Here is a 23,571-nt window from a genome sequence, read left to right as displayed (position 1 = left end):
GAACGACCGCTTTGCTGTCAAGCGTTATCAAGCAGAAATTTTCTGATTGAGGCCAAAAGCCTTATGTAATACACGAACAGCCAGTTCTAGGTACTTTTCATCAACCAGAACCGACACCTTGATTTCGGAAGTCGAGATCAGCTGGATATTGATCCCCTCTTCCGCCAGCGTGCGGAACATGGTCGAGGCAATACCGCAATGCGAACGCATGCCGACGCCAACGATGGAGATCTTTGCGACCTTGTCGTCACCCTCGACGCGAGCCGCGCCGATATGGGTCTGCACATCGCGCAGGATGGACAGCGCCTTGTTGTACTCGCCACGCGGCACGGTAAACGAGAAGTCGGTTGCGCCATGGTCGCCCACATTCTGGATGATCATGTCCACTTCGATATTGGCGTCCGCCACCGGCCCCAGAATCTGGTAGGCGATACCCGGACGATCCGGCACACCCTTAACGTTGATACGCGCTTCATTGCGATCAAATGCGATACCCGCTACAACGGCCTGTTCCATGCTTTCATCTTCCTCAAACGTAATCAGCGTACCCTCGCCCTCTTCCTCGAAACTGGAGAGCACGCGCAGCCTTACCTTGTACTTGCCGGCGAATTCCACCGAACGGATCTGCAATACCTTGGAGCCCAGACTGGCCAGCTCGATCATTTCTTCGAAGGTAATGGTCTTCAGGCGACGCGCTTCCGGCTCGACCCGCGGGTCGGTGGTGTACACCCCGTCCACATCGGTATAGATCTGGCACTCGTCGGCCTTGAGTGCCGCCGCCAGCGCCACGGCCGACGTGTCCGAGCCACCGCGCCCCAGCGTCGTAATCGCGCCGTTTTCGTCCACCCCCTGGAAGCCGGCGACGATGACCACACGACCGGCATCTAGATCGGCGCGCATGGCTTCATCGTCGATAGACGAAATGCGTGCTTTGCCATGTGCGCTGTCAGTCGTGAGTTTGACCTGCCAACCGCAATAGCTCTTGGCTTCCAGCCCGATTTCCTGCAAGGCCATGGCCAGCAAGCCGATGGTGACCTGCTCACCGGTGGACACGATCACATCGAGTTCACGCGGGTTGGGCGTTTCCTGAATTTCCTTGGCCAAGGCAATCAGCCGGTTGGTTTCGCCGCTCATGGCGGACAAAACAACAACCAGACTATGCCCCTGGGCCTTCCACTTGGCGATACGCCTGGCAACATTCTTGATACGCTCGGTCGAGCCCACCGAAGTGCCGCCATACTTTTGTACGATGAGAGCCATGCTGAATTGATCTTGGGGTTGAATATCGAGCCTTGATTCTGTCCATAGATCACACGCAAATGCAATACCAAATGCATGGTAAATACAGAAAAATTGCGCAGTGCAATACTGTAGCGGGCGACTAAGGCTGTATTCGGCAGCCGTGACTGTAAATATTAGCGCGCCCGGGACGGGCAAAGCCAATCAGGGTCAAACCATAGGCCTGGGCCATATTGACCGCCAGTTCGGTAGGGGCCGACATGGCCAGTAAAATCTCCACCCGGCTACTGACCGCCTTCTCGACCATTTCATAACTGGCACGGCTGGTCACCAGCGCCGCCCCCGCCGTCACCGCACTGCGCGCCCGCCAGCCCAGCAGTTTGTCCAGCGCCACATGCCGGCCGACATCCTCGCGTACCGCTTGCAAAACGCCATCCGTATCCAGCCAGGCGGCGGCGTGCGTGGCGCCGGTCAGCAGCCCCAGCTTCTGTTCGCCGCGCAAGGCAGATACGGCGGCGTCCAGCGCCGACACGGCCAGCGTCTGGCTAAACGGCAATACCGCTTGCTGAATAAAAACGGCGTCCAGCTCATCCACCCCGCACAGGCCGCAACCGGTGCGCCCCGCCATCTGGCGGCGCCGGGCCTTGAGTGCGCTAAAGCGGGCACTGGCCAGTTCGATATGGACTTCAAAACCGCGGCAAGCTTGCCTGACCTCGATATCGTAAAGCTCGGCCGGCGTAGTCGCGATGCCCTCGGCCAGGCTGAAGCCCAGCGCAAAATCCTCCAGGTATTCCGGCGTCGCCATCATCACTGCATGCGAGATGCCGTTGTACACCAGCGCCACCGGCACTTCACACGCCAGATCGTCTTCGCGCGCATCCCATGCAGGCAAAGCCTGCAAACAGACCGTACTGGATGTGTGACTAAGCGCCAGCACCTCGTCGTTAAGGGGTTTGAGCGGACGTTCAATGAATGTCATAATAACCGCACACGCATAGTGTTTATAAAGACCGACAATTATCTAATAAAAACATCAACAAGCTTCAATTTCTCTACCCTGGAGTCAAACCATGCAAGTCAGCAGACGACAGTTTTTTAAACTGTGCGGCGGCAGCATGGCAGGCACCACGATCGCGGCCCTCGGCTTTACGCCGGGCGTGGCCATGGCCGACGTCAGAAGCTACAAGCTTCTGCGCGCCAGCGAAACGCGGAACACCTGCCCTTACTGCTCAGTAGGATGCGGCATCCTGATGTATAGCCTTGGCGACGGCGCCAAGAATGCAAAATCCGACATCATCCATATCGAAGGGGATGCCGACCATCCGGTTAACCGCGGCGCACTGTGCCCCAAGGGTGCCGGCCTGCTCGATTTCGTACACAGCCCGAACCGCCTCAAGTACCCGGAAGTACGCGAAGCGGGCAGCAACGAATTCAAGCGCATTTCGTGGGATGAGGCGTATAGCCGCATCGCCCGCCATATCAAGACCGATCGCGACGCCAACTTCGTCGAGAAAAACGCTGATGGCGTGACGGTCAACCGCTGGCTGAGCACGGGCTTTCTTGCCGCCTCGGCCTCAAGCAATGAAACCGGCTGGCTGACACAGAAGTTTGTGCGCTCGCTGGGCATGCTGGCAGTCGACAACCAGGCGCGCGTTTGACACGGTCCGACGGTGGCAAGTCTTGCCCCTTCATTTGGCCGTGGTGCGATGACCAATCATTGGGTCGACATCAAGAACGCAGATCTTATCGTGGTGATGGGCGGCAATGCTGCCGAAGCACACCCGGTAGGTTTCCGCTGGGCGCTGGAAGCCAAAACCCGCAATAAAGCGAAAATCCTCGTAATCGACCCGCGCTTTACGCGCACGGCGTCGGTGGCGGATTACTACGCCCCTATCCGTACCGGTACCGATATCGCCTTTTTGTCCGGCGTAATCCGTTACCTGCTGGAAAAAGGTGCGTACAACAAGGAATACACCCTCGCCTATACCAATGCCGCGCTATTGGTGAATCCGGACTTCGCCTTTGACGAAGGCCTGTTCTCCGGCTGGGATGCGACGACCAAGAAGTACGACAAGGCCAGCTGGAGCTACCAGCTGGACGAGCAAGGCTTTGCCAAGCGTGACGACACGCTCTCCGACCCGCGCTGCGTGCTCAACCTGATGCGCGAGCATGTCGCACGCTATACGCCCGAGGTAGTGGAAAACATCTGCGGCACGCCCAAAGATGCCTTCCTCAAAGTGTGCGAATACATCGCCACCACCGGCGCGCATGACAAGACCACCTCGTTCCTGTACGCCCTTGGCTGGACCCAGCATTCGATCGGCGCACAGAACATCCGCACCATGGCCATGATCCAGCTGCTGCTGGGCAATATGGGCATGGCCGGTGGCGGGGTGAATGCGCTACGCGGTCACTCCAACATTCAGGGTCTGACCGATGTCGGCCTGTTGTCGCAGAGCCTGCCCGGCTATCTGCGCCTGCCGTCCGAAAAAGAAACCACGCTCGAAGCCTTCCTAGAAGCGACCACCCCCAAGGCGCTGGCCGATGGCCAGATGAACTACTGGCAGCACACGCCCAAGTTCCATGTGTCGCTGATGAAGTCGTTCTGGGGTGCCAACGCCACCGCAGAAAACAACTGGGGCTTCGACTGGCTGCCCAAGTGGGATCAGGGCTACGATGTATTGCGCTACTTCGACATGATGCATCAGGGCAAGGTCAACGGTTACTTCTGCCAGGGCTTCAACCCGGTCGCCTCGTTCCCGAACAAGAACAAGGTGGTCGCCTCGCTCTCCAAGCTTAAGTTCCTGGTGGTGATGGACCCGCTGGTGACCGACACCTCGACCTTCTGGAAGAACCACGGCGAGCAGAACGACGTCGACACGGCCAGTATCCAGACCGAAGTGTTCCGCCTGCCGACCACCTGCTTTGCCGAAGAAGAAGGCGCCATCGTCAACTCCGGGCGCTGGTTGCAGTGGCACTGGAAAGGTGCCGATGCACCGGGCGAAGCGCTGACCGACGTCGAAATTATCGCCGGCATCTTCACCCATGTGCGCGCACTGTACGCCAAAGAAGGCGGCGCCTACGCCGAGCCTATCCAGAAGCTGTCGTGGGCCTACCGCAATAGCCATGACCCGAAAGCCGAAGAACTGGCCAAGGAGTTGAACGGCAAGGCGCTGGCCGATATACCCGACCCGAAAAAGCCGGGCGAATTCCTCGCCAAAAAAGGCGAGCAATTGCCGGGCTTTGCCGCCTTGCAAGCCGATGGCAGCACCGAGAGCGCCTGCTGGATCTTTGCCGGTAGCTGGACACAAGCCGGCAACCAGATGGGACGACGCGATAACGCTGACCCGTCGGGCCTGGGTAACACCTTGGGCTGGGCTTGGGCATGGCCGGCCAACCGCCGCATTCTGTACAACCGTGCATCCAATAAGCCGGACGGCACGCCATGGGATACCAAGCGTACGCTGATCAAGTGGAATGGCGAGAAGTGGGTCGGCATCGACGTGCCTGACTTCAAGGCCGACGAACCGCCAGGCAGCAAGATGAGCCCGTTCATCATGCAGGCCGAGGGTCTGGGCCGTTTGTTTGCGCTGGACAAGATGGCCGAAGGGCCGTTCCCCGAGCATTACGAACCGTTTGAAAGCCCGATCGGCACCAACCCGCTGCACCCGAAAGTGGTGACCAACCCGGCTGCACGCATTTTCAAGGCGGACGCGGAACAGTTGGGCACCAAGGCTGACTTCCCGTATGCGGCAACGACCTATCGCCTGACCGAGCACTTCCACTACTGGACCAAGAACGTGCTGCTCAATGCCATTGCGCAGCCGGAACAATTCGTCGAAATCGGCGAAGGTCTGGCCAAGGAGAAAGGCATTACCCACGGCGACATGGTCAAGGTGTCAAGCAAGCGCGGCTATATCAAGGCGCGCGCGGTGGTGACCAAGCGTATCCGTACGCTCAAGGTCAATGGCCAGGATGTGCACCACGTCGGCATCCCGATCCACTGGGGTTACGAAGGCGTGGCGAAGAAGGGTTTCCTCGCCAATACGCTGACCCCGTTCGTCGGCGACGCCAATACGCAGACGCCGGAGTTCAAATCCTTCCTCGTTAACATCGAGAAAGCCTAAGGAGAGACGCATATGCAATCGCAAGACATTCTGCGCCGCTCCGCGAGCCCGACCCAGCCGCCGATCGCCCGCGCCCATCAGACCGAGGTCGCCAAGCTGATCGACGTCACCACCTGTATCGGCTGCAAAGCCTGTCAGGTGGCCTGCTCCGAGTGGAACGACCTGCGTGACGAGGTCGGTGACTGCGTCGGCGTGTACGACAACCCGGCTGACCTGTCGGCACAAAGCTGGACGGTGATGCGCTTTACCGAGCATGAGGAAAACAACAAGCTCGAATGGCTGATCCGCAAGGATGGCTGTATGCATTGTGCCGAGCCGGGCTGCCTCAAGGCCTGCCCGTCGCCCGGCGCCATCATTCAGTACGCCAACGGTATCGTCGACTTCCAGTCCGAGCACTGCATCGGCTGCGGCTACTGCATTGCCGGCTGTCCGTTCAACGTGCCGCGCATCAACGCCCGTGACAACAAGGCGTACAAGTGCACCCTGTGTTCCGACCGCGTGGCAGTCGGCCAGGAGCCGGCCTGCGTCAAGACCTGCCCCACCGGCGCGATCAGCTTTGGCAGCAAGGAAGACATGAAGCACCACGCGGAAGAGCGCGTGGCCGAGCTGAAAACGCGCGGCTACGAGCAGGCGGGTCTGTATGACCCGCAAGGCGTGGGCGGCACGCATGTGATGTATGTCCTGCACCACGCCGACCGTCCCGAACTGTATGCCGGCCTGAAAAAAGACCCGGCCATCAGCACCACGGTCGGCCTGTGGAAAGGCATACTCAAGCCGCTGTCGACCATTGGCCTGGCGGTATCGGTGCTGTTTGGCTTCTTCCACTACATCGGTGTAGGCCCGAACAAGGCCGACGAAGAAGAAGACGAAGCCAAACCGGAAAGCGCAGGCAAGGACAAGCCGGACAGCAAGGAGGACAAGGCATGAAGGAAAAGCTGATCCGCCGCTATAACGCGGCCGAGCGCGTCAACCACTGGATCGTCGCCGTATGCTTTATCGTACTGGCGATCTCGGGGCTGGCCTTCTTCTACCCGGCGTTTTTCTGGCTGACCGGCGTATTCGGCACGCCGCAACTGGCGCGCATTGTTCACCCCTTTGTCGGGGTGATCATGTTCGTCGGTTTCTTCGTGCAGTTTTTGCGCTACTGGCATCACAACTTCATCGACCGTGAGGACGTGAAGTGGATGAAGTCGGTGAAAGAAGTGCTGCTGGGTGAAGAAGTCGGTGACACCGGCAAGTACAACGGCGGCCAGAAAGGCATGTTCTGGATGATGACCCTGTGTATGCTGGGCCTGATCTCCACCGGCATCGTCATCTGGCGTCCCTACTTCGCCCAATACTTTCCGATCGAGCTGATCCGCATCGCGCTGTTTGTGCACGCCTGGGCGGCACTGGCGCTGATCGCCGGCATCATCATCCACGTCTACGCGGCGATCTGGGTACGCGGCACCATCCGCGCCATGGTCGAAGGCGTCGTCACCGAAGCCTGGGCCAAGAAGCACCACCCGCGCTGGTATCGTGAAGTGATGGCCAAACGCGCCAAGGAGCAGACAGAGAAACCATGAGCATCCGCATCGTCCCCGAGGGCGAGCTGACGCAAGCGGCGGGAGAGATCCCGCCGCTTTTGTTGCCCGACCCGAAAACGCTCTACCTCACCCGCGCCCGCAGGCTGGAACTGCTCGCGGCCGGCCATGCCATGGCCGACTACCTGAACTTTTGCGCGCGCATCGCCCACGCCCAGCACGCGCTGGTGGCCGAACATCCGCTGGCTCTGCCCGCGCGCGACGCCTACTTTACCGAGTGCGCACGCCACGGCCTGCCGCCTTTAGGCAGCGCCGCCTGGCCGCGTGACGCCGTATGGCAAGACCTGCTGGATGCGCTGCTGGGCAAACTGCTGCCCGGCACCACCGGCATCGTGGCCGACGCCATCATGACGCTGCAAGGCATGGAAAGAAGCGAGCGCGAAGCTCGCGCCAGCGCACTCTTGGCCGGCCGCTTTGACAGCGTTTCGGCGGCCGAAGCGCTGTTTGTCTGGGCGGCGCTGTCGGTGTATTTCAGCCAGCTTGCTGCGGCGCTGAAAATCAGCACCGTAACCGAGCCGGACGAAAGCCGCCACCAGTGCCCGGTGTGCAGCCAGGGGCCGGTCGCCAGCATCGTCAAGATCGGTGACAAGGCCGGCCTGCGCTACCTGCACTGCACCTTGTGCGAGAGCGAGTGGCATATGGTGCGCGTCAAATGCAGCAACTGCGAATCGACCCGCGACATCGGCTACTGGTCGCTGGAAGCGCAAGCGCCCGGCATCCGTGCCGAAAGCTGCGGAGACTGCCACAGCTACCTCAAGGTCATGGCACTGGACAAGGATATGGCACTGGAAGCGGTCGCCGACGATCTGGCCACGCTGATGCTGGACGCCGCCACCGAAGAACAGGGCTTTGCGCGCAGCGCAATCAACCCCTTCCTGTTTCCCGGTAGCTAAACAAGACCCCGGCTGCCGAAGGGTGGCTGGGGTCTTTCTAGGTTTGCGCCCTAATTGCGTGTTAGTTTTTATTTCATTGGCGATGCAAATCATGCATATACCAGCAGACATTCTCCGCCAGGCTCGCACAGATGAAAAAGAGATCGACCACACCGCACGCAAATCGATCACGCTGCTCTGCGAAGAATGGCATGCCTTTTTGGCAGGCTCCCAATCACCTGATTTATTAGTCAGTACAATGTTTCGCAATGAAAAAAAAATCGACTAAGATGACCGATGTGAAAATTTTCTGGACTGCGTGAAAAAAAATGAGACGCCTTGGATATGAATGGCTTCGGCAAACCCTATCACTCCCGACATTGCCGGTCTCTCCAGTTGCTATGGTTGGAGCAACTACCAGGATCATCGAGGTGGGTGCAGAACTGCTGGTGCCGGCCGCTGTTGCGCCTATAGTTGACTCCGTTCTAGCCCATGTCTTATTTGCCCTGAAACACGAAGGAACCAACCTTGGCGTACTCTCGCATGCATTACGCCATGTAGCCTCCACCGATCTAGAAGCGGAAATGTGTTCGCAACCAAACAGCCGCTTTGTACGGGTAGCTTCCTATCTTTGGGAGCACTACAACCAAGAACACTTATCTGACCCACCCAAAATATCCGGCCCCTACGTCGATGTGTACGATCCTAAGCTGTACTTTCCCGGAGACGAGGTTAGAGATCCACGTTGGCGAGTCAGGTTCAATGGCGTGGGGTCACTTGATTATTGCGTCACCATTCGACGCACTCAGGCTATTCAGGCGCTACAAGAAATCGACATTTTTGCCGAAATGGAGGCATTCATCGCTGAGGTTGGCCAAGGCATGCTTGATCGTGCACTGGCTTGGGCTTATCTCAGCGAAACAGAAAGCTCCTTCGAAATCGAGCGGGAAGCGCCAAGCGCAGCCAAAGCTGAGCGATTCGTCCAGCTGCTTCATCATGCACACGATGGCCGAGAACTGAGTGAAGAATACTTGGTTGAACTACAGCAAAGCGTCGTGACTAATCCGCTCGATCAAGCCGTTTCCTACCGTACAGAGCAAAACTGGTTGCGAAATCAGATGCGTGGCCCGCTCGGGGTCACCTATGTTCCTCCAAGCCCCGATCACGTCGATGATCTGATGGAAGCGTTCAACCAGTTCTGCAACCATCCTCCTGCACAACTGGATCCACTATTTGTAGCCAGCATTGCCTCGTTTGGCTTTGTATTCATCCATCCTTTCATGGATGGGAATGGCCGGCTCTCCCGATTTTTGTTCCACCACGCTTTGTGCCGATCCGGGCGCCTAGCCAAGGGATTTCTGTTGCCAGTGTCGATTGCCATCAAACGGAATGAAGTAGACTATCTAGCCACTCTGCAGACGTTCTCCAAACCGGCTCGCGATCTCTGGCACGTTCGACAGGCGGGTGACAATGACTTTACCTTTCAGCCCCAAACCAATGCCGACATTTATCGCTATTGGGATGCCACCCCCATTGTTGAGTTTGGGCTGCGGATGGCGAAGGAAGCGCTGGAGCATGACCTGCAGAAGGAAACCCAATTTTTAGGCGGCTACGACCGCGTTTTACGCATGATTAACGAGCAGTTCGACGTCCGAAACACTATTCTCCCTACGCTGATTAATGGCTGTTATGAGCAGGAAGGCCGGATATCAAAGCGGTTGCGCAAGAAGTATGAGCACCTTGTACAGCCAGAGGCCTATGACTGGATCGAGTCGTGTGTAAAGGAAGTCTTCTTTGCGAAAGACGATGAGGGTTAGGCCTGTGGCCTAACCCTCCCATCACTTCCCCGGCGGCGACATGCTGACTGGGGTACAGATTTCACCGCAGCGCTTGATCGCACCAACTAGTACTTCGAGCGGCGTCGTCATACCGCTTAAGGGCAGCATGCCGTAAGCGACACGTGCCCATAAAAACAAAGGGCCGCACGCGGATGCGTACGGCCCTTTGTTTGAGCGCTTATGGTGGAGAGCGGCCTGCGCCCCCACCCTGCCAGCTACGTTAAATCACGCTGACCCGCGCATCGCCGGCTTGCAGCTTGCCAATCACCGAGGCGTAGCCAAAGCCCGCTGCGCGGAACATGGCCAGCACGGCGTCGGCTTTTTCCGGCGCAACGGCCGCCAGCAAGCCACCGCTGGTTTGCGGGTCGACCAGCAGACGGCGTTTCCACTGTGCCAAACCTTCGGCAAAGTCGACATCATGGCCGAAGCTGGCCTGATTGCGCTCAATGGCGCCAGGGCCGATGCCGGCCTCGGCAAACGAGCGCGCCTCGGTAATCACCGGCACCTTGTCGAATTCGACTTCGGCCGCCAGCTTGGCGCCGCGACAAACTTCCAGCAGGTGGCCCATCAGGCCAAAACCGGTGACGTCGGTCAGCGCATGCACTTCAGGCAAGGCTGCCAGCTTGGCACCCACCGTATTGAGCTGGGTGGTCGAAGCGATCAGTGCCGCATAGCCGGCCTCGTCCAGTTCGCCGCGCTTCATCGCCTGCGCCAGAATGCCGACACCCAGCCCCTTGCCCAGAATCAGCACATCACCCTCTTGGGCGTCGTCGTTACGCTTGAGCTGGTCGGGGTGCACGATACCCATGGCCACCAGACCATAGATAGGCTCAGGCGCATCGATGGAGTGGCCGCCGGCAATCGGGATGCCTGCCGCGTGGCACACCGACTCACCACCGGCGAGGATGTCGCGTATGGTTTCCACCGGCAACACGTTCACCGGCATGCCGACAATCGCCAGCGCCATGATCGGGGTCGCGCCCATGGCGTAGATATCGGAAATCGCGTTGGTAGCAGCAATCCGGCCAAAGTCGAAGGCATCGTCCACAATGGGCATGAAGAAGTCGGTGGTGGCGACCAGTGCCTGCGACTCGTTCAGTTTGTAGACCGCTGCGTCGTCAGCCGTTTCGGTGCCGACCAGCAAATTAGGGAAGACCATCTTCTCGCGGGTACTGGCGAGTATGGTTTCGAGCACTGACGGCGCGATTTTGCAACCGCAACCACCGCCGTGAGACAATTGGGTCAATCTGATTACGGACACGATAAAGTCCTTCCAAATACTATGCTTTTCAAGCCCGCGACCGTAGCACAACTGGGGCAATTTTACGAGGTGATCGACGTGCGATCCCCCGCCGAATTTGCCGAAGACCACATTCCCGGCGCCATCAATTGCCCGGTGCTGGATGACGCGCAGCGCCACGAAGTTGGCACGCTGTATAAGCAGGTATCGCCGTTTGAAGCGCGCAAGGTCGGCGCGGCGTTGGTGTCGCGCAATATCGCGCTGGCGCTGGAAGAGCAGTTCGCCGACAAGCCGCGCAACTGGCGGCCGCTGATTTATTGCTGGCGCGGCGGACAGCGCTCCGGCGCCATGGCGACCGTGTTCGCCCAGGTCGGCTGGCCGGTTTACCAATTGCAAGGCGGCTACAAGGCCTACCGCCACGAGGTGCTGGCACAGCTGGAAAACCTGCCAGCCACGCTGGATCTGCGCGTGGTATGCGGGCCGACCGGCTCGGGCAAGAGCCGGCTGCTGGATGCGCTCTCGCACGCCGGCCATCAGGTGCTGGATCTGGAAGGTCTGGCCAATCACCGAGGCTCAGTCTTGGGCAAGCTACCCGGCTCGCCCCAGCCCAGCCAGAAATCATTCGACTCGCAACTGCTGGCTACCATGCGCAAGCTGGATCTTGCCCGTCCGGTGTTTATCGAGTCGGAAAGCAAGAAAGTCGGCCAGGTCACCCTGCCCTTGGCGCTGTTCGAACACATGCACCAAAGCCCTTGCCTGCTGGTGGATGTGCCGCTGGCCGAGCGCGTGCGCTTCTTGCTGGAAGACTACGACTTTTACGTGTCCGACCCGGAAAGCCTGATCAAACAGTTAGGCTTTCTCAAGGCGGTACACTCCAAAGAGCAGCTGGCCCACTGGTCGGCGCTGATCCGTAGCGGCGAATTCGGCCTGCTGGTCGGCGAGCTGCTGACCCTGCATTACGACCCGCTTTATCTGCGCTCGATGGATCGCCATTACACCCATCTGGCGCAAGCGCAAAAAATCGCGCTGCCTTCGCTCGCACCCGATGTACTGGCCGGCGTCGCCGCCACGCTGCAAGTGGCATGACGGCCGCGCCACTTCACGCCCGTCTTGCCTGGCAGGACGGGCAGCCCTCGTCGCTGGACTATGGCGATGTCTACTTCTCGCGCGACAGCGGGCTGCATGAAACACGCCATGTGTTTCTGGCCGGCAACCGTCTGGCCGAGCGCTTTGCCGCACTGCCGCAGCAAGCCTGCTTTACCGTGGGCGAAACCGGCTTTGGCACCGGCCTGAACTTTCTGTGCGCCTGGCAGCTATTCAAAGCCTGTGCCCCCGCCAGCGCGCGGCTGGATTTTGTCAGCACCGAAAAGCATCCGCTAAGCCATGCCGACCTTAGCCGTGCCCTGCAAGCCTGGCCGGAACTTGCCGGCGAAGCGGCGGCGCTGCTGGCGCTGTATCACGGCATGGAGGGCGGACACCAGCGCCTGTTGCTGGATAACGGCCGCGTCAGCCTGAGCCTGCTGATTGGCGATACGCTGGACACCCTGCCCGAGCTGGATACCCGCGTCGACGCCTGGTTTCTCGATGGCTTTTCCCCGTCGAAAAACCCGGACATGTGGCAGCTACCCTTGTTCGAACAACTCGCCCGCCTGTCCGCCGCCGATGCCACGCTGGCGACCTTTACCTGCTCCGGCTTTGTGCGCCGCGGCCTGAGTGCGGCCGGCTTTGCCGTCAAAAAAGTCCCGGGCTTTGGCAGCAAGCGGGAAATGACCGTAGGCACGCGCCTTGCCGCCGGCACCTTGCCCTGGCAAGCGCCCTGGCTCGCCCGCCCGCCAAAGGCCAGCGGCCGGCGCGCCATCGTGATTGGCGCAGGCATTGCCGGCGCCAGCGCCGCCGCCAGCCTCGCCCGGCGCGGTTTTAGCGTGACCGTGCTGGAGCGCCACGCGGCACCGGCGCAGGAAGCCTCGGGCAATCCGCAAGGCGTGCTTTACCTCAAACTGTCGGCCCACCTGACCCCGCAAACCCGGCTATTACTGGCCGGCTATGGCTATAGCCTGCGCACGCTTTATGCCTGCCAGCAAAAAGGGACGGACTGGGATAATTGCGGCGTGCTGCAACTGGCACACGACGACGCCACGCGCAAACGCCAGGCGCAACTGGCGGCAGCCTTTCCCGCAAGCCTGCTGTACCCGGTGTCGCCCGCAGCCGCGAGCCAGCTTGCCGGTTTGCCGGTGAGCGAAGAGGGACTGTTTTTTCCCGAAGGCGGCTGGATCCGGCCACCGCGTCTGGTCGCGGCCCTGCTCGCAAGCCGCGGCGTGATTTGCCGCTATCAAGTGCAAGCCAAGCAGTTGCAGCCCAGCGGCCACGGCTGGCAGGTCACGCTTGGCAGCGGTGAAACGCTCTACAGCGATCTGGTGGTAATCGCCTGCGCCAATGCCGCCAAAGACTTTAGCCAGAGCGCCCAGTTGCCGCTCAAGCCAATCCGCGGCCAGGTGTCGGTTGCACGCAGCACCGATGCCAGCTGCCGCCTGCAGACCGTGCTGTGCGGCGAGGGCTATATCGCGCCGGCGGCCGATGCGACCCACACTTTTGGTGCCAGCTTCAACTTTGACAGCATCGAAACCGACACCCGCGACAGCGAACACGCCGAGAATCTGGCCATGCTCGCCAAGCTCAACCCGGCGCTGTATCAGGCTCTGGGCGGCACCGACCTTGCTCCCGCGGCGCTAAACGGGCGCGCCGCGCTGCGTGCCACCACGCCCGATTATCTGCCGCTGGTCGGGATGCTGGCCGATGCAGCAAGCCTGCAGCAGGTCTATGCCGATCTTGCGCGTGACGCCAGCTTGCAGCTTTATGCACCCATGCCGTGGTTGCACGGCTTATATATCAGCAGCGGCCATGGCTCGCGCGGCATGGTCACCGCGCCTCTGGCCGGCGAACTGATCGCCAGCCTGGCCTGCGGCGAAACCCTGCCGCTACCCAAGAGCGTCGTCGATGCGCTCTCCCCCAACCGCTTTGTCTTGCGCGCGCTGGTACGCAGCCAGAAAAGCAAGTCGCGCTAAGCGGATCCCCCAAGCAAAACAGCCCGCTGCACTCAAGTGCTGCGGGCTGTTTTTGACTGCTTGTTTGTATGCTTACAACTTAAAGCGCTTAAATGCCGCTTCCATCATCTGCACCCGCTGCCCCAACTGCAGCAACGTTGCCCTCGCCTGCTGCAAATCGCTATCCGAGCTCACAATCTGGCTATTGATGGACTCGGTACTTTGCGCCATCGCCATGGTCGCGTTTTGCTGCTCCCCTGTCGATAAGGCAATGCCGCCGATGCGCTCTACAACCTGACGCATAGTATCGGTAATATGCTGCATACGCTCACGCGTTTCCTTGGTCAGCGTCACGCTGGCACCGACTGCGCCCTCGGTATGCTGCATATTGCCAACAGCGCGCCCGGTCTCATCGAGAATACTGCGTATCATCGCACTAATCTCAACCGTGGCGAGCGCCGTGCGCTCGGCCAACTTGCGCACCTCGTCCGCCACGACGGCAAAGCCACGTCCCTGCTCGCCGGCACGCGCAGCCTCAATCGCCGCATTGAGCGCCAGCAAATTGGTCTGGTCGGCAATATCGCTGATCACGCCGGTTATTTTGGAAATTTCCTGCGAGCGCTGCTCAAGCGAGCTCAATAAAACGGCAAGATCCGCGACCGACTGGCTGGTATCCGACATTTTTGCATTGATGTTCAGCATATCCGTTGCCCCGACATCGGCCGCCCGTCCCGACTCGCGCACCAGACTATCGGTTTCGCGGGTCGCATCGGCAATCTGTGCAATGCTGACACTCACCTCTTCGATCGCAGCGGCGTTGGCACTAGAAATATCGGCCAGAACATGCGAGTCATCAGCGACCTTATCGACCGTAGCGCCGACTTCGACCACGCCTTGTGCCAGCGCCACCGCTTCGGCTTGCAACTCACGGAACATCTGGTTGAGGCGGGACACAAAAAGGTTAAATGCTTCTGCCGTCTGTGCAACCTCGTCACTCCCCGACACACTGATACGATGGGTCAGATCGCCCTCGCCCTGCGAGATCTCGCGCATGGCATCTCGCACTTGGAACAAGCCCTTAAGCAAGCGCCCAAGATAAGCCGAACAAAATAGCAACACCAATACACACACCAGCGTCACGCCGGCGATGATCAGCCCGATCATGCGATAAATGGGGGCATCGACTTCGGCCTTGTCCATCGCTACGCCGAGCACCCAGTCGCTACCGGCAACCGCCTTCAACTCGATCAAAAATGCTTTATCATTGATGTCTAGCTCCATGACCTCATTGGTTGTGGCCATCCGTCCAAGTAGAGCTGCATTCAAGCCCGGGATCACATCGGTAATTGGCTTAAGCGCATAGCCCGCCTTGGGATAGGCAATGATTTTGCCATCCTTCGTCATCAGGAAGACATGCCCCTGCCCCGGCAGCTTGACATCAAGAATGGACTGCACAAGCTTTTCAATCAGGATGTCTCCCCCCACCACCAGCGGTTGCCCCTTCACACCATCGGCAATGGTAATCACCAGCTGACCCTTGGTCTCCGGTTCGGAATCGGGATATGGCTCGGTCACAATAATGCCGTTTTGCTGCTTGGCATATTGAAACCAGGGACGCTGAGACGGACGATAGTCTGCACTGGGTTTGGCGCGGCCAGGTACGGAGTATTGCATGTCCTCGGACGCCCCGTTACCCGCATAAATAATACTGAACCCCCCCGCCTCGGCCAGCTGCTTCAGGTAGTAGCTAACCTGCGGATCCGCCGCACGCTCAAGGCTGCTACTGATGATGCTTTTACGTACATTCAACCATTCGGCCACATACTGTTCTTGAGCATGCGTCAGCTGTTTCATCTCTTGTGAAGCCTGCAAATTCGCGCTGCGCAACAAGCTAAAGCAAACAATCATGGTGATACACAAGGCGGTAAACAGCATGGCGGCTGCTATGAGCAAGGTTAATTTGCTTCGTAGGGAGCGCACAATTATTCCAATTATTTATAGTATTAATAATGTTCGTATATTATCACTAACTTAAATAAAAAGACTGAAGGATATATCTGCGGCATCTACATGCTGATATACAGGCCCATTGCTCACCAGGCAGGGCCTCGGCTACCGGCCTGATACCCCCTTGAGCTACCCAGCCAACAAGCACTGTTGGTAATGGCAGACGAAATGCTTAAATAGCTGCGCGCTGAACCGAGCAGGCACCAAAGAACAGACCAATGCCGCGCGAACTTGATGCCATCACCGCCGCCACCCGTTTTAACGGGTATTTTTTAGTTCGGCAGCAGCGACGCGCCCTCCCCCCCCTAGACACCATAAAAAAATCAAACGGCAGATGGCCGAGTTTCCATTGCGGCCTGCAAACCCGTTTTGATGGCATCAGGCAAGGGCACGCTCTTGCCTGCGCGGTAATCCACCCACACCAGCGTCACCTCGCCCAGCGCGTACACCGTCTCACGGTCATCGCCGCAAAAGAAACGGTGGCGCAGCTTCAGGCTGCTGCGTCCCAGGTGCTCAAGCTCGATGGTGATATGCAAGGTAGCCGGATAGCTGATTTCACGCTTGAAATGGCAGGCGGTATGCGCGATAACCGGGCCGATCCCGTCCGGGGTAATCGGAAAGCCCGCCTCCTCCAGCCAGTCGATGCGCACCTGCTCCAGATAGCGGAAATACACTGCATTATTGAGATGGCCGATAGCGTCCATATCGCCCCAGCGCATCACCATGCTTTTTTCACTCAATACCGGATAATGCTTTTCCATTCACACCCCCACGATTAATGCCAAAAGGGTAGCGCAAATCTGTACCACTGGCCATGAATCCTGTCCGGATCTGTCCCCCACCCTGTCCATAAACGGCATCACGCAAGGCTTTGCCCGTGCGGCATCATGGCATCACGCCCAAACAAGGAGCTTTGCCATGTCGTCACACAGCGCCCTGATCGTGATTGATGTTCAACAGTCTTTTTTACACCGCCCTTTCTGGGACGAGCGCGCCTTGCCCGCCTTTCGCGCCCCCTTGCTGAAGTTGATTGCCGGTTGCCGTGCGCAAGGCGTGCCGGTCGTGCATATCCTGCACGAAGATGGCGACGGCCCATTTTCCGCCGCCTCGGGCCTGGTGCGCATCATGGACTGGCTGCCGGACAATGCCGATGCCACCTTTACCAAGCATGTACACAATGCGCTGACCGATAGCGGCCTGCATGAATGGCTGGAGCAGCATGCCATCACCCGGCTGATTATTGCCGGCATCCGCACCGAGCAGTGCTGCGAAACCACGGCCCGCGTGGCCTCGGACTTAGGCTATGCCGTCGATTTCGTGAGCGAAGCGACCCTGACCTTTGCCATGACGCACCCGCATAGCGGACGCACTTACACGGCACAAGAACTGCGTGAGCACACCGAGCTGGTACTGGCCGGACGCTTTGCCGCCTTGCACAGCGTCGCCAGCTGCCTTGCCGCACTGCCCGCACAAAACTGATGGCATAATCAGCAACTAACCGGAGTCCCCCCCCATGCCCTTTACCGACCGATTGATCGCACTGGCCATCGTGGCCGTGTGGGGCTTCAACTTTGTGGTCATCAAGTGGGGCGTTGCCGGCGTGCCGCCCTTTTTATTGGGTGCGCTGCGCTTTGCCTGCGCCGCCGGCGTCGGCCTGCTGTTCGTGCGTCGCCCCAAGCTGGGGTGGAGCACGCTGGCCGCCTACGGGCTGACCGTCGGCTTCGGCCAGTTTGCCTTCCTGTTTTCCGCCATCAAGGCCGGCATGCCGGCTGCACTGGCGTCCATCGTGCTGCAAAGCCAAGCCTTTTTTACCCTGCTGTTGGGGGCGCTGTGGCTGCGCGAACCATTTAGCCCGGCACAACTGATCGGGCTGAGCGTCGGCAGTGGCGGCCTGCTGCTGATCGGCTTAAGTAGCGGCCACACCCTGCCGCTGGCCGGCTTTGCACTGACACTGGCCGGTGCCGTGTGCTGGGCCAGCTCCAATCTGGTGGTGCGGCACATCGTCCGCCAAGGCCAGCAGCCCGACATGCTGTCGCTGGTGGTATACGCCAGCCTAATCCCCATTCTGCCCTTTCTTGCCATGTGGGCCCTGTTCGAGCAGGCCGATACCGACTGGTCGGCGGTGCTCACCCTCAATAGCGCAGCGGCGGTCGCCTATCTTGCGCTGGTCGCCACCTTGTTCGGCTATGGCCAGTGGAGCCGGCTGCTATCGCGCCACTCGGCCAATGTGGTCGCACCGTATAGCCTGCTGGTGCCGTTTTTCGGCGTATTGTCGGCCAGCCTGTTTCTGGGCGAGCGCCTGAGTGCCTTGCAACTGGCAGGCGGAGCGCTGCTGCTTGCCGGGCTGGCCATAGGCAGCCTAGGGCCACGCCTGCTGGCCCGGCTACGCGAGGTGAACACATGAATGAGGTCTTCTTCATCCTGACGCCGCATTATCTGGCGCTGGATCATGCCGGCCCGGCCGAGGCGATGCGTATCGCCATTGATGAAGGTGCGCGGCTGCGGCTGCATACGGTGGGGCCGGCAGCCGAATGCGTCAGCTCGCTGGGGCTGATCAGCCGCGTTTCGCCCCTGCCCGAAAAACTACCGGACCAAGCACTACTGGTACTGGTCGGCACCGTTGATGAAGACCACGATTACAGCACCGCGCCGGCGCAACAACTGGTCGCATGGCTGGCGCAAAATGTACGGGCAGATACCCGCATTGCCTGCATCTGCTCGGGCGCACTCCTGGCCGCGATGGCCGGGCTGCTGAACGGGCGGCGCTGCACCACCCACCACGCCTTGACCGGCAAGCTCGCGGCCCTCGCGCCTGCCGCACGGGTCGAACAAGACCGTATTTTTGTCGAAGACGGCCCCATTGCCACCTCGGCCGGCATCACCGCCGGCATCGATCTGGCGCTATGGCTGATCGAACAGCAGGCCGGTGCCGCGCTCGCGGCCCGCGTCGCACGGCGCATGGTGGTCTACGCACGGCGCGACGGCACGGCCGCCCAGCTGTCGCCGTTTATGGCACACCGCAACCACCTCAACCCGGCGCTGCACAAGGCGCAGGATCTGATTGCGGCCGATCCCGCCCAGCACTGGACGCTGGCGAGTCTGGCCGAACGCGTGCATGTCAGCGAGCGCCATCTGTGCCGGCTATTTCGCACCCACACCGCCAGCAGCGTGGTGGCCTACCGTCAGGCGCTGCAAATAGAAGTCGCCCGCGACCGGATCGCACGCGGCGCGACGGTGGAGACGGCCGCAGCAGCCGCCGGATTTGGCTCGGCGCGTACCCTGCGCCGGGTATGGAAGCAAATCGTTGGCGGCACACCGGCCAAGCGATAGCGTTCGCCTCCAATACAAGAGCATGGTTCAATCATGCGTTTGAACCTTGCCCGCCCACGGGCATATGGACGCGCTCATGCCCTACCGTGAACAAAGCCTGTATCTGCCGGTGTCAGGTGGTGACACCCTGCACCTGCGCCGTATCCGCCACGCCACACAGGATCATGGCGCGCCAGTGCTGCTCTTGCACGGGGTGATGGGTAACGGCCGCATTTTCTATAGCGACTCGGGCAAGGGGCTGGCTCCGTGGCTGGCGGCGCAAGGCTACGACTGTTTCGTGCTCGATTTGCGCGGACGCGGCCAAAGCACGCCAAAAATCAGCCGTGCCAGCCGCCATGGCCAGACCGAGACCATTACCCAGGATCTGCCGGCCGCATTCGAGCTGATTCGCCGCCTGCGCCCGGACCGCCCTATGCACTGGCTCGCCCACTCCTGGGGCGGCGTGCATATGAGCAGCGCGCTGGTGCGCTACCCGGCATTGCTGGCCCATATAGAAAGCGTGGTTTACTTCGGCAGCAAGCGCAGCGTGCACGTTAAAAACCTCAACAAGCTGATCGAAGTCGACCTGATGTGGAATCTGGCCTCGCGCCTGATTATCCGCACTTGCGGCTACCTGCCGGCCAGACGCATAGGCCTCGGTGCGGATAATGAAAGCGACAAGAGCCATCTGCACAGCAAGCTGTGGGCCAAGGTGGCGCCATGGGTCGATGCCGACGACGGCTTCGACTATCGCGCTGCGGCCCAAAAGGTGACACTGCCGCCAACGCTCTATCTGGCCGCCCTGCGCGACCCGTGCCGTGGCCATGTCGATGATGTCCGGCGTTTTCGCGCCGAATCCGGCCCCCACTTCTCGCGTGTCCATCTGCTGGCAAAAAAAACCGGTCATTGCCACGACTACGATCACGTCAGCCTGCTGACCCACCCCGATGCCATCCGCGACCACTTCCCCATGGTGGCTGACTGGCTCAGCGGCCGCCGCCAGGAAATTACAGAAAACATTTGATCCAGCTGCTTCACCTGATATGCAATACCGTGGTAATAAATGGCACCGATATTGCTAACAAGGTGCAGCATGGATTTGCCTGTCCAACAAGATGTAGCGCATGAGCTATCCGCTATCGCACAGCAACTGGCCGAACAGGGCTGGTGCACGGTACGCAACCTGTTCTCGCCTGCCGATATTCGCGCGCTAGGCAGCGCCTGCCTGAGCGAATGGGAAGACGGCCGCTTTCACCAGGCCGCCATCGGTCGCGGCCAGAGCGCGGCACGGCGTAGCGAAATCCGCTCCGACTCGGTGCTGTGGCTGGACGAAGATGCGGCCTCGCCCGCCGTCAGCCATTATTTCGCCACGATGCAGCGCCTGCGTAACGCAGTAAACCGCGAACTCTATCTGGGTCTGGCCGAGCTGGAAGCACACTTTGCCGTCTATCCGGCCGGCAGTTTCTACCAGAAGCATCTGGACCGTTTCCGCGATGACGACACCCGCACCTTAAGCGCCGTACTGTATCTGAACGAGGACTGGCCTGAAGCGTGCGGCGGCCAACTCAGGCTTTATCTTGACCCCGACTGCCAGCGCTATAGGGACATCCATCCCGAGGCCGGCACGCTCGTGCTTTTCCTGTCAGACCGCTTCTGGCACGAAGTGCTGCCGGCAACGCAGCAGCGCCTGTCCATTACCGGCTGGTTCCGCCGCCGATCATGACAATGCGATCGGTAATCGGCAGATGCCATGGTAGAATTGTGCGCAATAAACTGGCTGGCGCACCGCGCACTACGGCAAAAAACAGGGGAAATGCATGTCCGGCAATAGCATGGGGTTGTTGTTTACCGTCACCTCTTTCGGCGAGAGCCATGGCCCGGCCATAGGCTGTATTGTCGACGGCTGCCCGCCCGGGCTCGCCATTCACGCGTCGGATATCCAGCAGGAGCTGGACCGGCGCAAGCCCGGCACCAGCCGTCATGTGACCCAGCGCCGCGAGCCGGACAGCGTGGAAATTCTCTCCGGCGTGTTTGAAGGCAAGACCACCGGCACGCCGATTGCCCTGTTGATCCGCAACACCGACCAGCGCAGTAAGGATTACGGCAATATCGCCGACACCTTCCGCCCCGGGCACGCCGACTATAGCTACTGGCACAAATACGGCGTACGCGATCCGCGCGGCGGCGGGCGCTCCAGCGCACGCGAAACCGCGGTGCGCGTCGCCGCCGGCGCCATCGCCAAAAAGTGGCTGCATGAAAAATTCGGCATCGTGATCCGCGGCCACATGACACAGATAGGCGAGATCGCCATCCCGTTCAAAAACTGGGAAACAACGGCCAATAATCCCTTCTTCGCCGCAGACGACAGTGTGGTGCCGGCGCTGGAAGCCTATATGGACAGCATCCGCAAATCGCTGGACTCGGTCGGCGCGCGCCTGCGCGTAGTAGCGGAAAACGTACCGGTAGGCTGGGGCGAGCCAGTTTATGACCGTCTGGACGCCGATATCGCCTGGGCGATGATGAATATCAATGCGGTCAAGGGTGTAGAAATCGGTGCGGGTTTTGGCAGCGTGACGCAAAAAGGCTCGGAGCACAGCGACGAGCTCACCCCTGACGGTTTTGCCAGCAACCACGCCGGCGGCATCCTGGGCGGCATTTCCACCGGGCAAAACATCGAAGTCAGCCTTGCCATCAAGCCCACATCCAGCATCGCACAAAGCCGCCACTCGATAGACAAGGCCGGCCAGGCCATCCTGATGGAAACCCATGGCCGGCACGACCCGTGCGTCGGCATCCGCGCCACGCCGATTGCCGAAGCCATGCTGGCACTGACCCTGATCGACCACGCGCTGCGCCATCGTGCCCAGTGCATGGATGTACGGGTCGATACGCCGCGCATTGCCGGCCCGCAGCACTCTATTTGAAAGACCGGTTGAACCCGATATGCTGAAGTCTCTGTTTGCCAGCCTGCGCGCCAAGCCTGCCATCGCAGAACCCGTCGCTGCGATCGCCGAAACCGCACTTCCTCCGACGCTGGGCGTTCTCACTCACCAGCCGGTTTACGATGCCAGACATAATCTGGTCGCCAATGAGTTCTTACTCAGTCAGGCCATGCGTGCCGGCCCGGCGCCAAACAAAGAACCGGGTCAGTTCGACCGCTTGATGCTCAGGACGCTTATCAATCTGGATGTCTTTGGCTCGCTATCGCGCCGCGCCTCGGTCATTCACCTGTCTTCACTTGCTTCGCTGAGCGCACCCGAGCTGGCCGACTTACCGGCCGAACACATCATCCTGCTGCTGGATATCGCACCGGATGAGGTGCTTACCATGGATAGCACCGAACAACTGGCCATCCTCAAGACCCAAGGTTATCGCCTGGCGCTGGCGGCCGCGAGCCTGAGCCCGCAACACACCGCCACGCAAAGCCAAACCCTGCTGTCACAGGCCGATTTTCTGGTGGTGGATTTTTCTGCCTCGGCCGAAGGTGTGCTGGCGCCACTCCTTAACCATACCCTGCAGCAGCACCCGCATATCGCCGCTTATGCGCGCAATGTCAGCTCCTACGAGGATTACAACGTCTGCCGCCATAGCCGCAATCATCACTTCACCCTGTTTCAGGGGCCGTTTATGGCGCATAGCCGGCAACAAAACCCGGAACAGGCAAACCCGGGGCAAATACGGGTAATGGAAATCATGCGCCTGCTGCGCAGCGATGCACCGGTGCGCGAGCTGGATGCCCAGTTCAAGCTCGACTCGACCCTGCTGTTCAAGCTGCTGCGCTTTATTAATGCCTCGGCCAACGGCATCACGCGCAAGATCATGACGCTGGATGAAACCCTGCTGCTGCTGGGGCGCGAGGCTTTATTCAAGTGGCTGACCCTGCTCTTGTTCAGCTCGCACAAAGATGACGGACGCAGCCGCGCCCTGCTGGAACAATCACTATCGCGCGCCCGTTTCATGGAAAGCTTGGGCAAGGCACGCGGCGGCAACAAGATAGAGAACGAACACCTGTTTCTGACCGGCATGTTTTCCATGCTGGGCGCACTCCTGAAGCAACCGCTGGAGCAGGCGATTGCACCACTGGAGCTCCCGACTACCGTCGTGCAAGCCCTACTGGAGGGACGCGGCCTGTTCGCCCCTTATCTGGTACTGGCACAGGCGATGGAAAACCATAGCAGTCAGGAAATAAGACGGCTCAGTCACGCGCTGGGCATCCCGCTGGAGCAGGTCAACAGTCTGAGCATGCAAGCCATGCAGTGGGCTGAAAATATAAGCTGCACCGACGCTAGCCATTGAACCCTATCGTATCCCTGAT

The 23,571-nt window shown here is 60.0% G+C and carries 20 protein-coding genes; 15 read left to right on the top strand and 5 right to left on the bottom strand.

Going from position 1 to position 23,571, the window contains the following annotated elements:
• Positions 1 to 27: 27 nt before the first annotated feature.
• Together M3P88_RS02320 and fdhD are read right to left on the bottom strand one after the other, a co-directional pair.
• Positions 28 to 1,260 (bottom strand): aspartate kinase, encoded by a 1,233-nt coding sequence (locus M3P88_RS02320; protein ID WP_249614451.1) that lies wholly within the window; start codon positions 1,258 to 1,260, stop codon positions 28 to 30.
• Between the two features lie 121 nt (positions 1,261 to 1,381).
• Complete coding sequence (gene fdhD / locus M3P88_RS02315; RefSeq protein WP_249614450.1) at positions 1,382 to 2,218, bottom strand: formate dehydrogenase accessory sulfurtransferase FdhD; 837 nt, start codon at positions 2,216 to 2,218, stop codon at positions 1,382 to 1,384.
• A gap of 91 nt (positions 2,219 to 2,309) precedes the next feature.
• On the opposite strand from fdhD, the gene fdnG reads away from it, so the two are divergent.
• The 6 genes from fdnG to M3P88_RS02285 all read left to right on the top strand — a co-directional run bounded on the left by fdnG (position 2,310) and on the right by M3P88_RS02285 (position 9,638).
• Complete coding sequence (gene fdnG / locus M3P88_RS02310; RefSeq protein ID WP_249614449.1) at positions 2,310 to 5,366, top strand: formate dehydrogenase-N subunit alpha; 3,057 nt, start codon at positions 2,310 to 2,312, stop codon at positions 5,364 to 5,366.
• Between the two features lie 12 nt (positions 5,367 to 5,378).
• The gene (gene fdxH, locus M3P88_RS02305) at positions 5,379 to 6,293 is read left to right on the top strand and encodes a formate dehydrogenase subunit beta (RefSeq protein ID WP_249614448.1); all 915 of its coding nucleotides are present in this window, start codon (positions 5,379 to 5,381) and stop codon (positions 6,291 to 6,293) included.
• Positions 6,290 to 6,931: a formate dehydrogenase subunit gamma gene (locus M3P88_RS02300; RefSeq protein ID WP_249614447.1), complete on the top strand. Its 642-nt coding sequence runs from the start codon at positions 6,290 to 6,292 to the stop codon at positions 6,929 to 6,931. The genes fdxH and M3P88_RS02300 overlap by 4 nt, the downstream gene beginning before the upstream one ends.
• A complete protein-coding gene (gene fdhE, locus M3P88_RS02295; protein WP_249614446.1) occupies positions 6,928 to 7,842 on the top strand; it encodes a formate dehydrogenase accessory protein FdhE in 915 nt (304 codons plus the stop codon). The genes M3P88_RS02300 and fdhE overlap by 4 nt, the downstream gene beginning before the upstream one ends.
• Positions 7,799 to 8,110, top strand: a complete 312-nt coding sequence (locus tag M3P88_RS02290) for a hypothetical protein (protein ID WP_249614757.1) — start codon at positions 7,799 to 7,801, stop codon at positions 8,108 to 8,110. The genes fdhE and M3P88_RS02290 overlap by 44 nt, the downstream gene beginning before the upstream one ends.
• A gap of 142 nt (positions 8,111 to 8,252) precedes the next feature.
• Positions 8,253 to 9,638, top strand: a complete 1,386-nt coding sequence (locus tag M3P88_RS02285; RefSeq protein ID WP_249614445.1) for a Fic family protein — start codon at positions 8,253 to 8,255, stop codon at positions 9,636 to 9,638.
• Positions 9,639 to 9,879: 241 nt separating this feature from the next.
• Here the strand turns inward: M3P88_RS02285 and selD are convergent, their stop codons facing one another.
• The gene (gene selD / locus M3P88_RS02280; protein ID WP_502798939.1) at positions 9,880 to 10,923 is read right to left on the bottom strand and encodes a selenide, water dikinase SelD; all 1,044 of its coding nucleotides are present in this window, start codon (positions 10,921 to 10,923) and stop codon (positions 9,880 to 9,882) included.
• Between the two features lie 18 nt (positions 10,924 to 10,941).
• Here selD and mnmH point away from each other — a divergent pair, with 18 nt between their 5' ends.
• Positions 10,942 to 11,985: a tRNA 2-selenouridine(34) synthase MnmH gene (gene mnmH / locus M3P88_RS02275; protein WP_249614443.1), complete on the top strand. Its 1,044-nt coding sequence runs from the start codon at positions 10,942 to 10,944 to the stop codon at positions 11,983 to 11,985.
• On the top strand, positions 11,982 to 13,961 hold the full coding sequence (gene mnmC, locus M3P88_RS02270) for a bifunctional tRNA (5-methylaminomethyl-2-thiouridine)(34)-methyltransferase MnmC2/FAD-dependent 5-carboxymethylaminomethyl-2-thiouridine(34) oxidoreductase MnmC1 (protein ID WP_249614442.1): 1,980 nt from the start codon (positions 11,982 to 11,984) through the stop codon (positions 13,959 to 13,961). Before mnmH ends, mnmC begins: the two co-directional genes overlap by 4 nt.
• Before the next feature lie 72 nt (positions 13,962 to 14,033).
• Here mnmC and M3P88_RS02265 read toward each other — a convergent pair whose 3' ends face one another.
• Together M3P88_RS02265 and M3P88_RS02260 are read right to left on the bottom strand one after the other, a co-directional pair.
• Positions 14,034 to 15,893 (bottom strand): methyl-accepting chemotaxis protein, encoded by a 1,860-nt coding sequence (locus M3P88_RS02265; RefSeq protein ID WP_249614441.1) that lies wholly within the window; start codon positions 15,891 to 15,893, stop codon positions 14,034 to 14,036.
• 377 nt (positions 15,894 to 16,270) lie between these two features.
• Positions 16,271 to 16,708, bottom strand: coding sequence for an acyl-CoA thioesterase (locus tag M3P88_RS02260; RefSeq protein WP_249614440.1), 438 nt, complete (start codon positions 16,706 to 16,708; stop codon positions 16,271 to 16,273).
• Positions 16,709 to 16,865: 157 nt separating this feature from the next.
• Here M3P88_RS02260 and M3P88_RS02255 point away from each other — a divergent pair, with 157 nt between their 5' ends.
• The 7 genes from M3P88_RS02255 to M3P88_RS02225 all read left to right on the top strand — a co-directional run bounded on the left by M3P88_RS02255 (position 16,866) and on the right by M3P88_RS02225 (position 23,552).
• Positions 16,866 to 17,426, top strand: a complete 561-nt coding sequence (locus M3P88_RS02255; protein WP_249614439.1) for an isochorismatase family protein — start codon at positions 16,866 to 16,868, stop codon at positions 17,424 to 17,426.
• Positions 17,427 to 17,460: 34 nt separating this feature from the next.
• Complete coding sequence (locus tag M3P88_RS02250; protein ID WP_249614438.1) at positions 17,461 to 18,351, top strand: EamA family transporter; 891 nt, start codon at positions 17,461 to 17,463, stop codon at positions 18,349 to 18,351.
• Entirely contained in the window at positions 18,348 to 19,277 is a 930-nt protein-coding gene (locus tag M3P88_RS02245) for a GlxA family transcriptional regulator (RefSeq protein ID WP_249614437.1), read from the top strand. The genes M3P88_RS02250 and M3P88_RS02245 overlap by 4 nt, the downstream gene beginning before the upstream one ends.
• Before the next feature lie 76 nt (positions 19,278 to 19,353).
• Positions 19,354 to 20,280 (top strand): alpha/beta hydrolase family protein, encoded by a 927-nt coding sequence (locus M3P88_RS02240; protein WP_249614436.1) that lies wholly within the window; start codon positions 19,354 to 19,356, stop codon positions 20,278 to 20,280.
• Positions 20,281 to 20,349: 69 nt separating this feature from the next.
• Entirely contained in the window at positions 20,350 to 20,979 is a 630-nt protein-coding gene (locus tag M3P88_RS02235; RefSeq protein WP_249614435.1) for a 2OG-Fe(II) oxygenase, read from the top strand.
• A 94-nt stretch (positions 20,980 to 21,073) separates the two neighbouring features.
• Complete coding sequence (aroC, locus tag M3P88_RS02230) at positions 21,074 to 22,180, top strand: chorismate synthase (protein WP_249614434.1); 1,107 nt, start codon at positions 21,074 to 21,076, stop codon at positions 22,178 to 22,180.
• Between the two features lie 19 nt (positions 22,181 to 22,199).
• Positions 22,200 to 23,552, top strand: a complete 1,353-nt coding sequence (locus tag M3P88_RS02225) for an EAL and HDOD domain-containing protein (RefSeq protein ID WP_249614433.1) — start codon at positions 22,200 to 22,202, stop codon at positions 23,550 to 23,552.
• Positions 23,553 to 23,571: the final 19 nt, after the last annotated feature.

It is taken from the genome of Craterilacuibacter sp. RT1T (assembly GCF_023502145.1).
In the GTDB taxonomy this organism is placed as follows: Bacteria; Pseudomonadota; Gammaproteobacteria; order Burkholderiales; family Chromobacteriaceae; genus Craterilacuibacter.
The sequence above is the reverse complement of the archived record's forward strand: the minus strand, read 5'-3'. Positions and strand labels throughout refer to the sequence as shown.

Coding starts and splice junctions, on each gene's coding strand:
- M3P88_RS02320 (WP_249614451.1), bottom strand. CDS start 1,260: ATGGCTCTCATCGTACAAAAGTATGGCGGCACTTCGGTGGGCTCGACC.
- fdhD (WP_249614450.1), bottom strand. CDS start 2,218: ATGACATTCATTGAACGTCCGCTCAAACCCCTTAACGACGAGGTGCTG.
- fdxH (WP_249614448.1), top strand. CDS start 5,379: ATGCAATCGCAAGACATTCTGCGCCGCTCCGCGAGCCCGACCCAGCCG.
- M3P88_RS02300 (WP_249614447.1), top strand. CDS start 6,290: ATGAAGGAAAAGCTGATCCGCCGCTATAACGCGGCCGAGCGCGTCAAC.
- fdhE (WP_249614446.1), top strand. CDS start 6,928: ATGAGCATCCGCATCGTCCCCGAGGGCGAGCTGACGCAAGCGGCGGGA.
- mnmH (WP_249614443.1), top strand. CDS start 10,942: ATGCTTTTCAAGCCCGCGACCGTAGCACAACTGGGGCAATTTTACGAG.
- mnmC (WP_249614442.1), top strand. CDS start 11,982: ATGACGGCCGCGCCACTTCACGCCCGTCTTGCCTGGCAGGACGGGCAG.
- M3P88_RS02260 (WP_249614440.1), bottom strand. CDS start 16,708: ATGGAAAAGCATTATCCGGTATTGAGTGAAAAAAGCATGGTGATGCGC.
- M3P88_RS02255 (WP_249614439.1), top strand. CDS start 16,866: ATGTCGTCACACAGCGCCCTGATCGTGATTGATGTTCAACAGTCTTTT.
- M3P88_RS02250 (WP_249614438.1), top strand. CDS start 17,461: ATGCCCTTTACCGACCGATTGATCGCACTGGCCATCGTGGCCGTGTGG.
- M3P88_RS02245 (WP_249614437.1), top strand. CDS start 18,348: ATGAATGAGGTCTTCTTCATCCTGACGCCGCATTATCTGGCGCTGGAT.
- M3P88_RS02240 (WP_249614436.1), top strand. CDS start 19,354: ATGCCCTACCGTGAACAAAGCCTGTATCTGCCGGTGTCAGGTGGTGAC.
- M3P88_RS02235 (WP_249614435.1), top strand. CDS start 20,350: ATGGATTTGCCTGTCCAACAAGATGTAGCGCATGAGCTATCCGCTATC.
- aroC (WP_249614434.1), top strand. CDS start 21,074: ATGTCCGGCAATAGCATGGGGTTGTTGTTTACCGTCACCTCTTTCGGC.
- M3P88_RS02225 (WP_249614433.1), top strand. CDS start 22,200: ATGCTGAAGTCTCTGTTTGCCAGCCTGCGCGCCAAGCCTGCCATCGCA.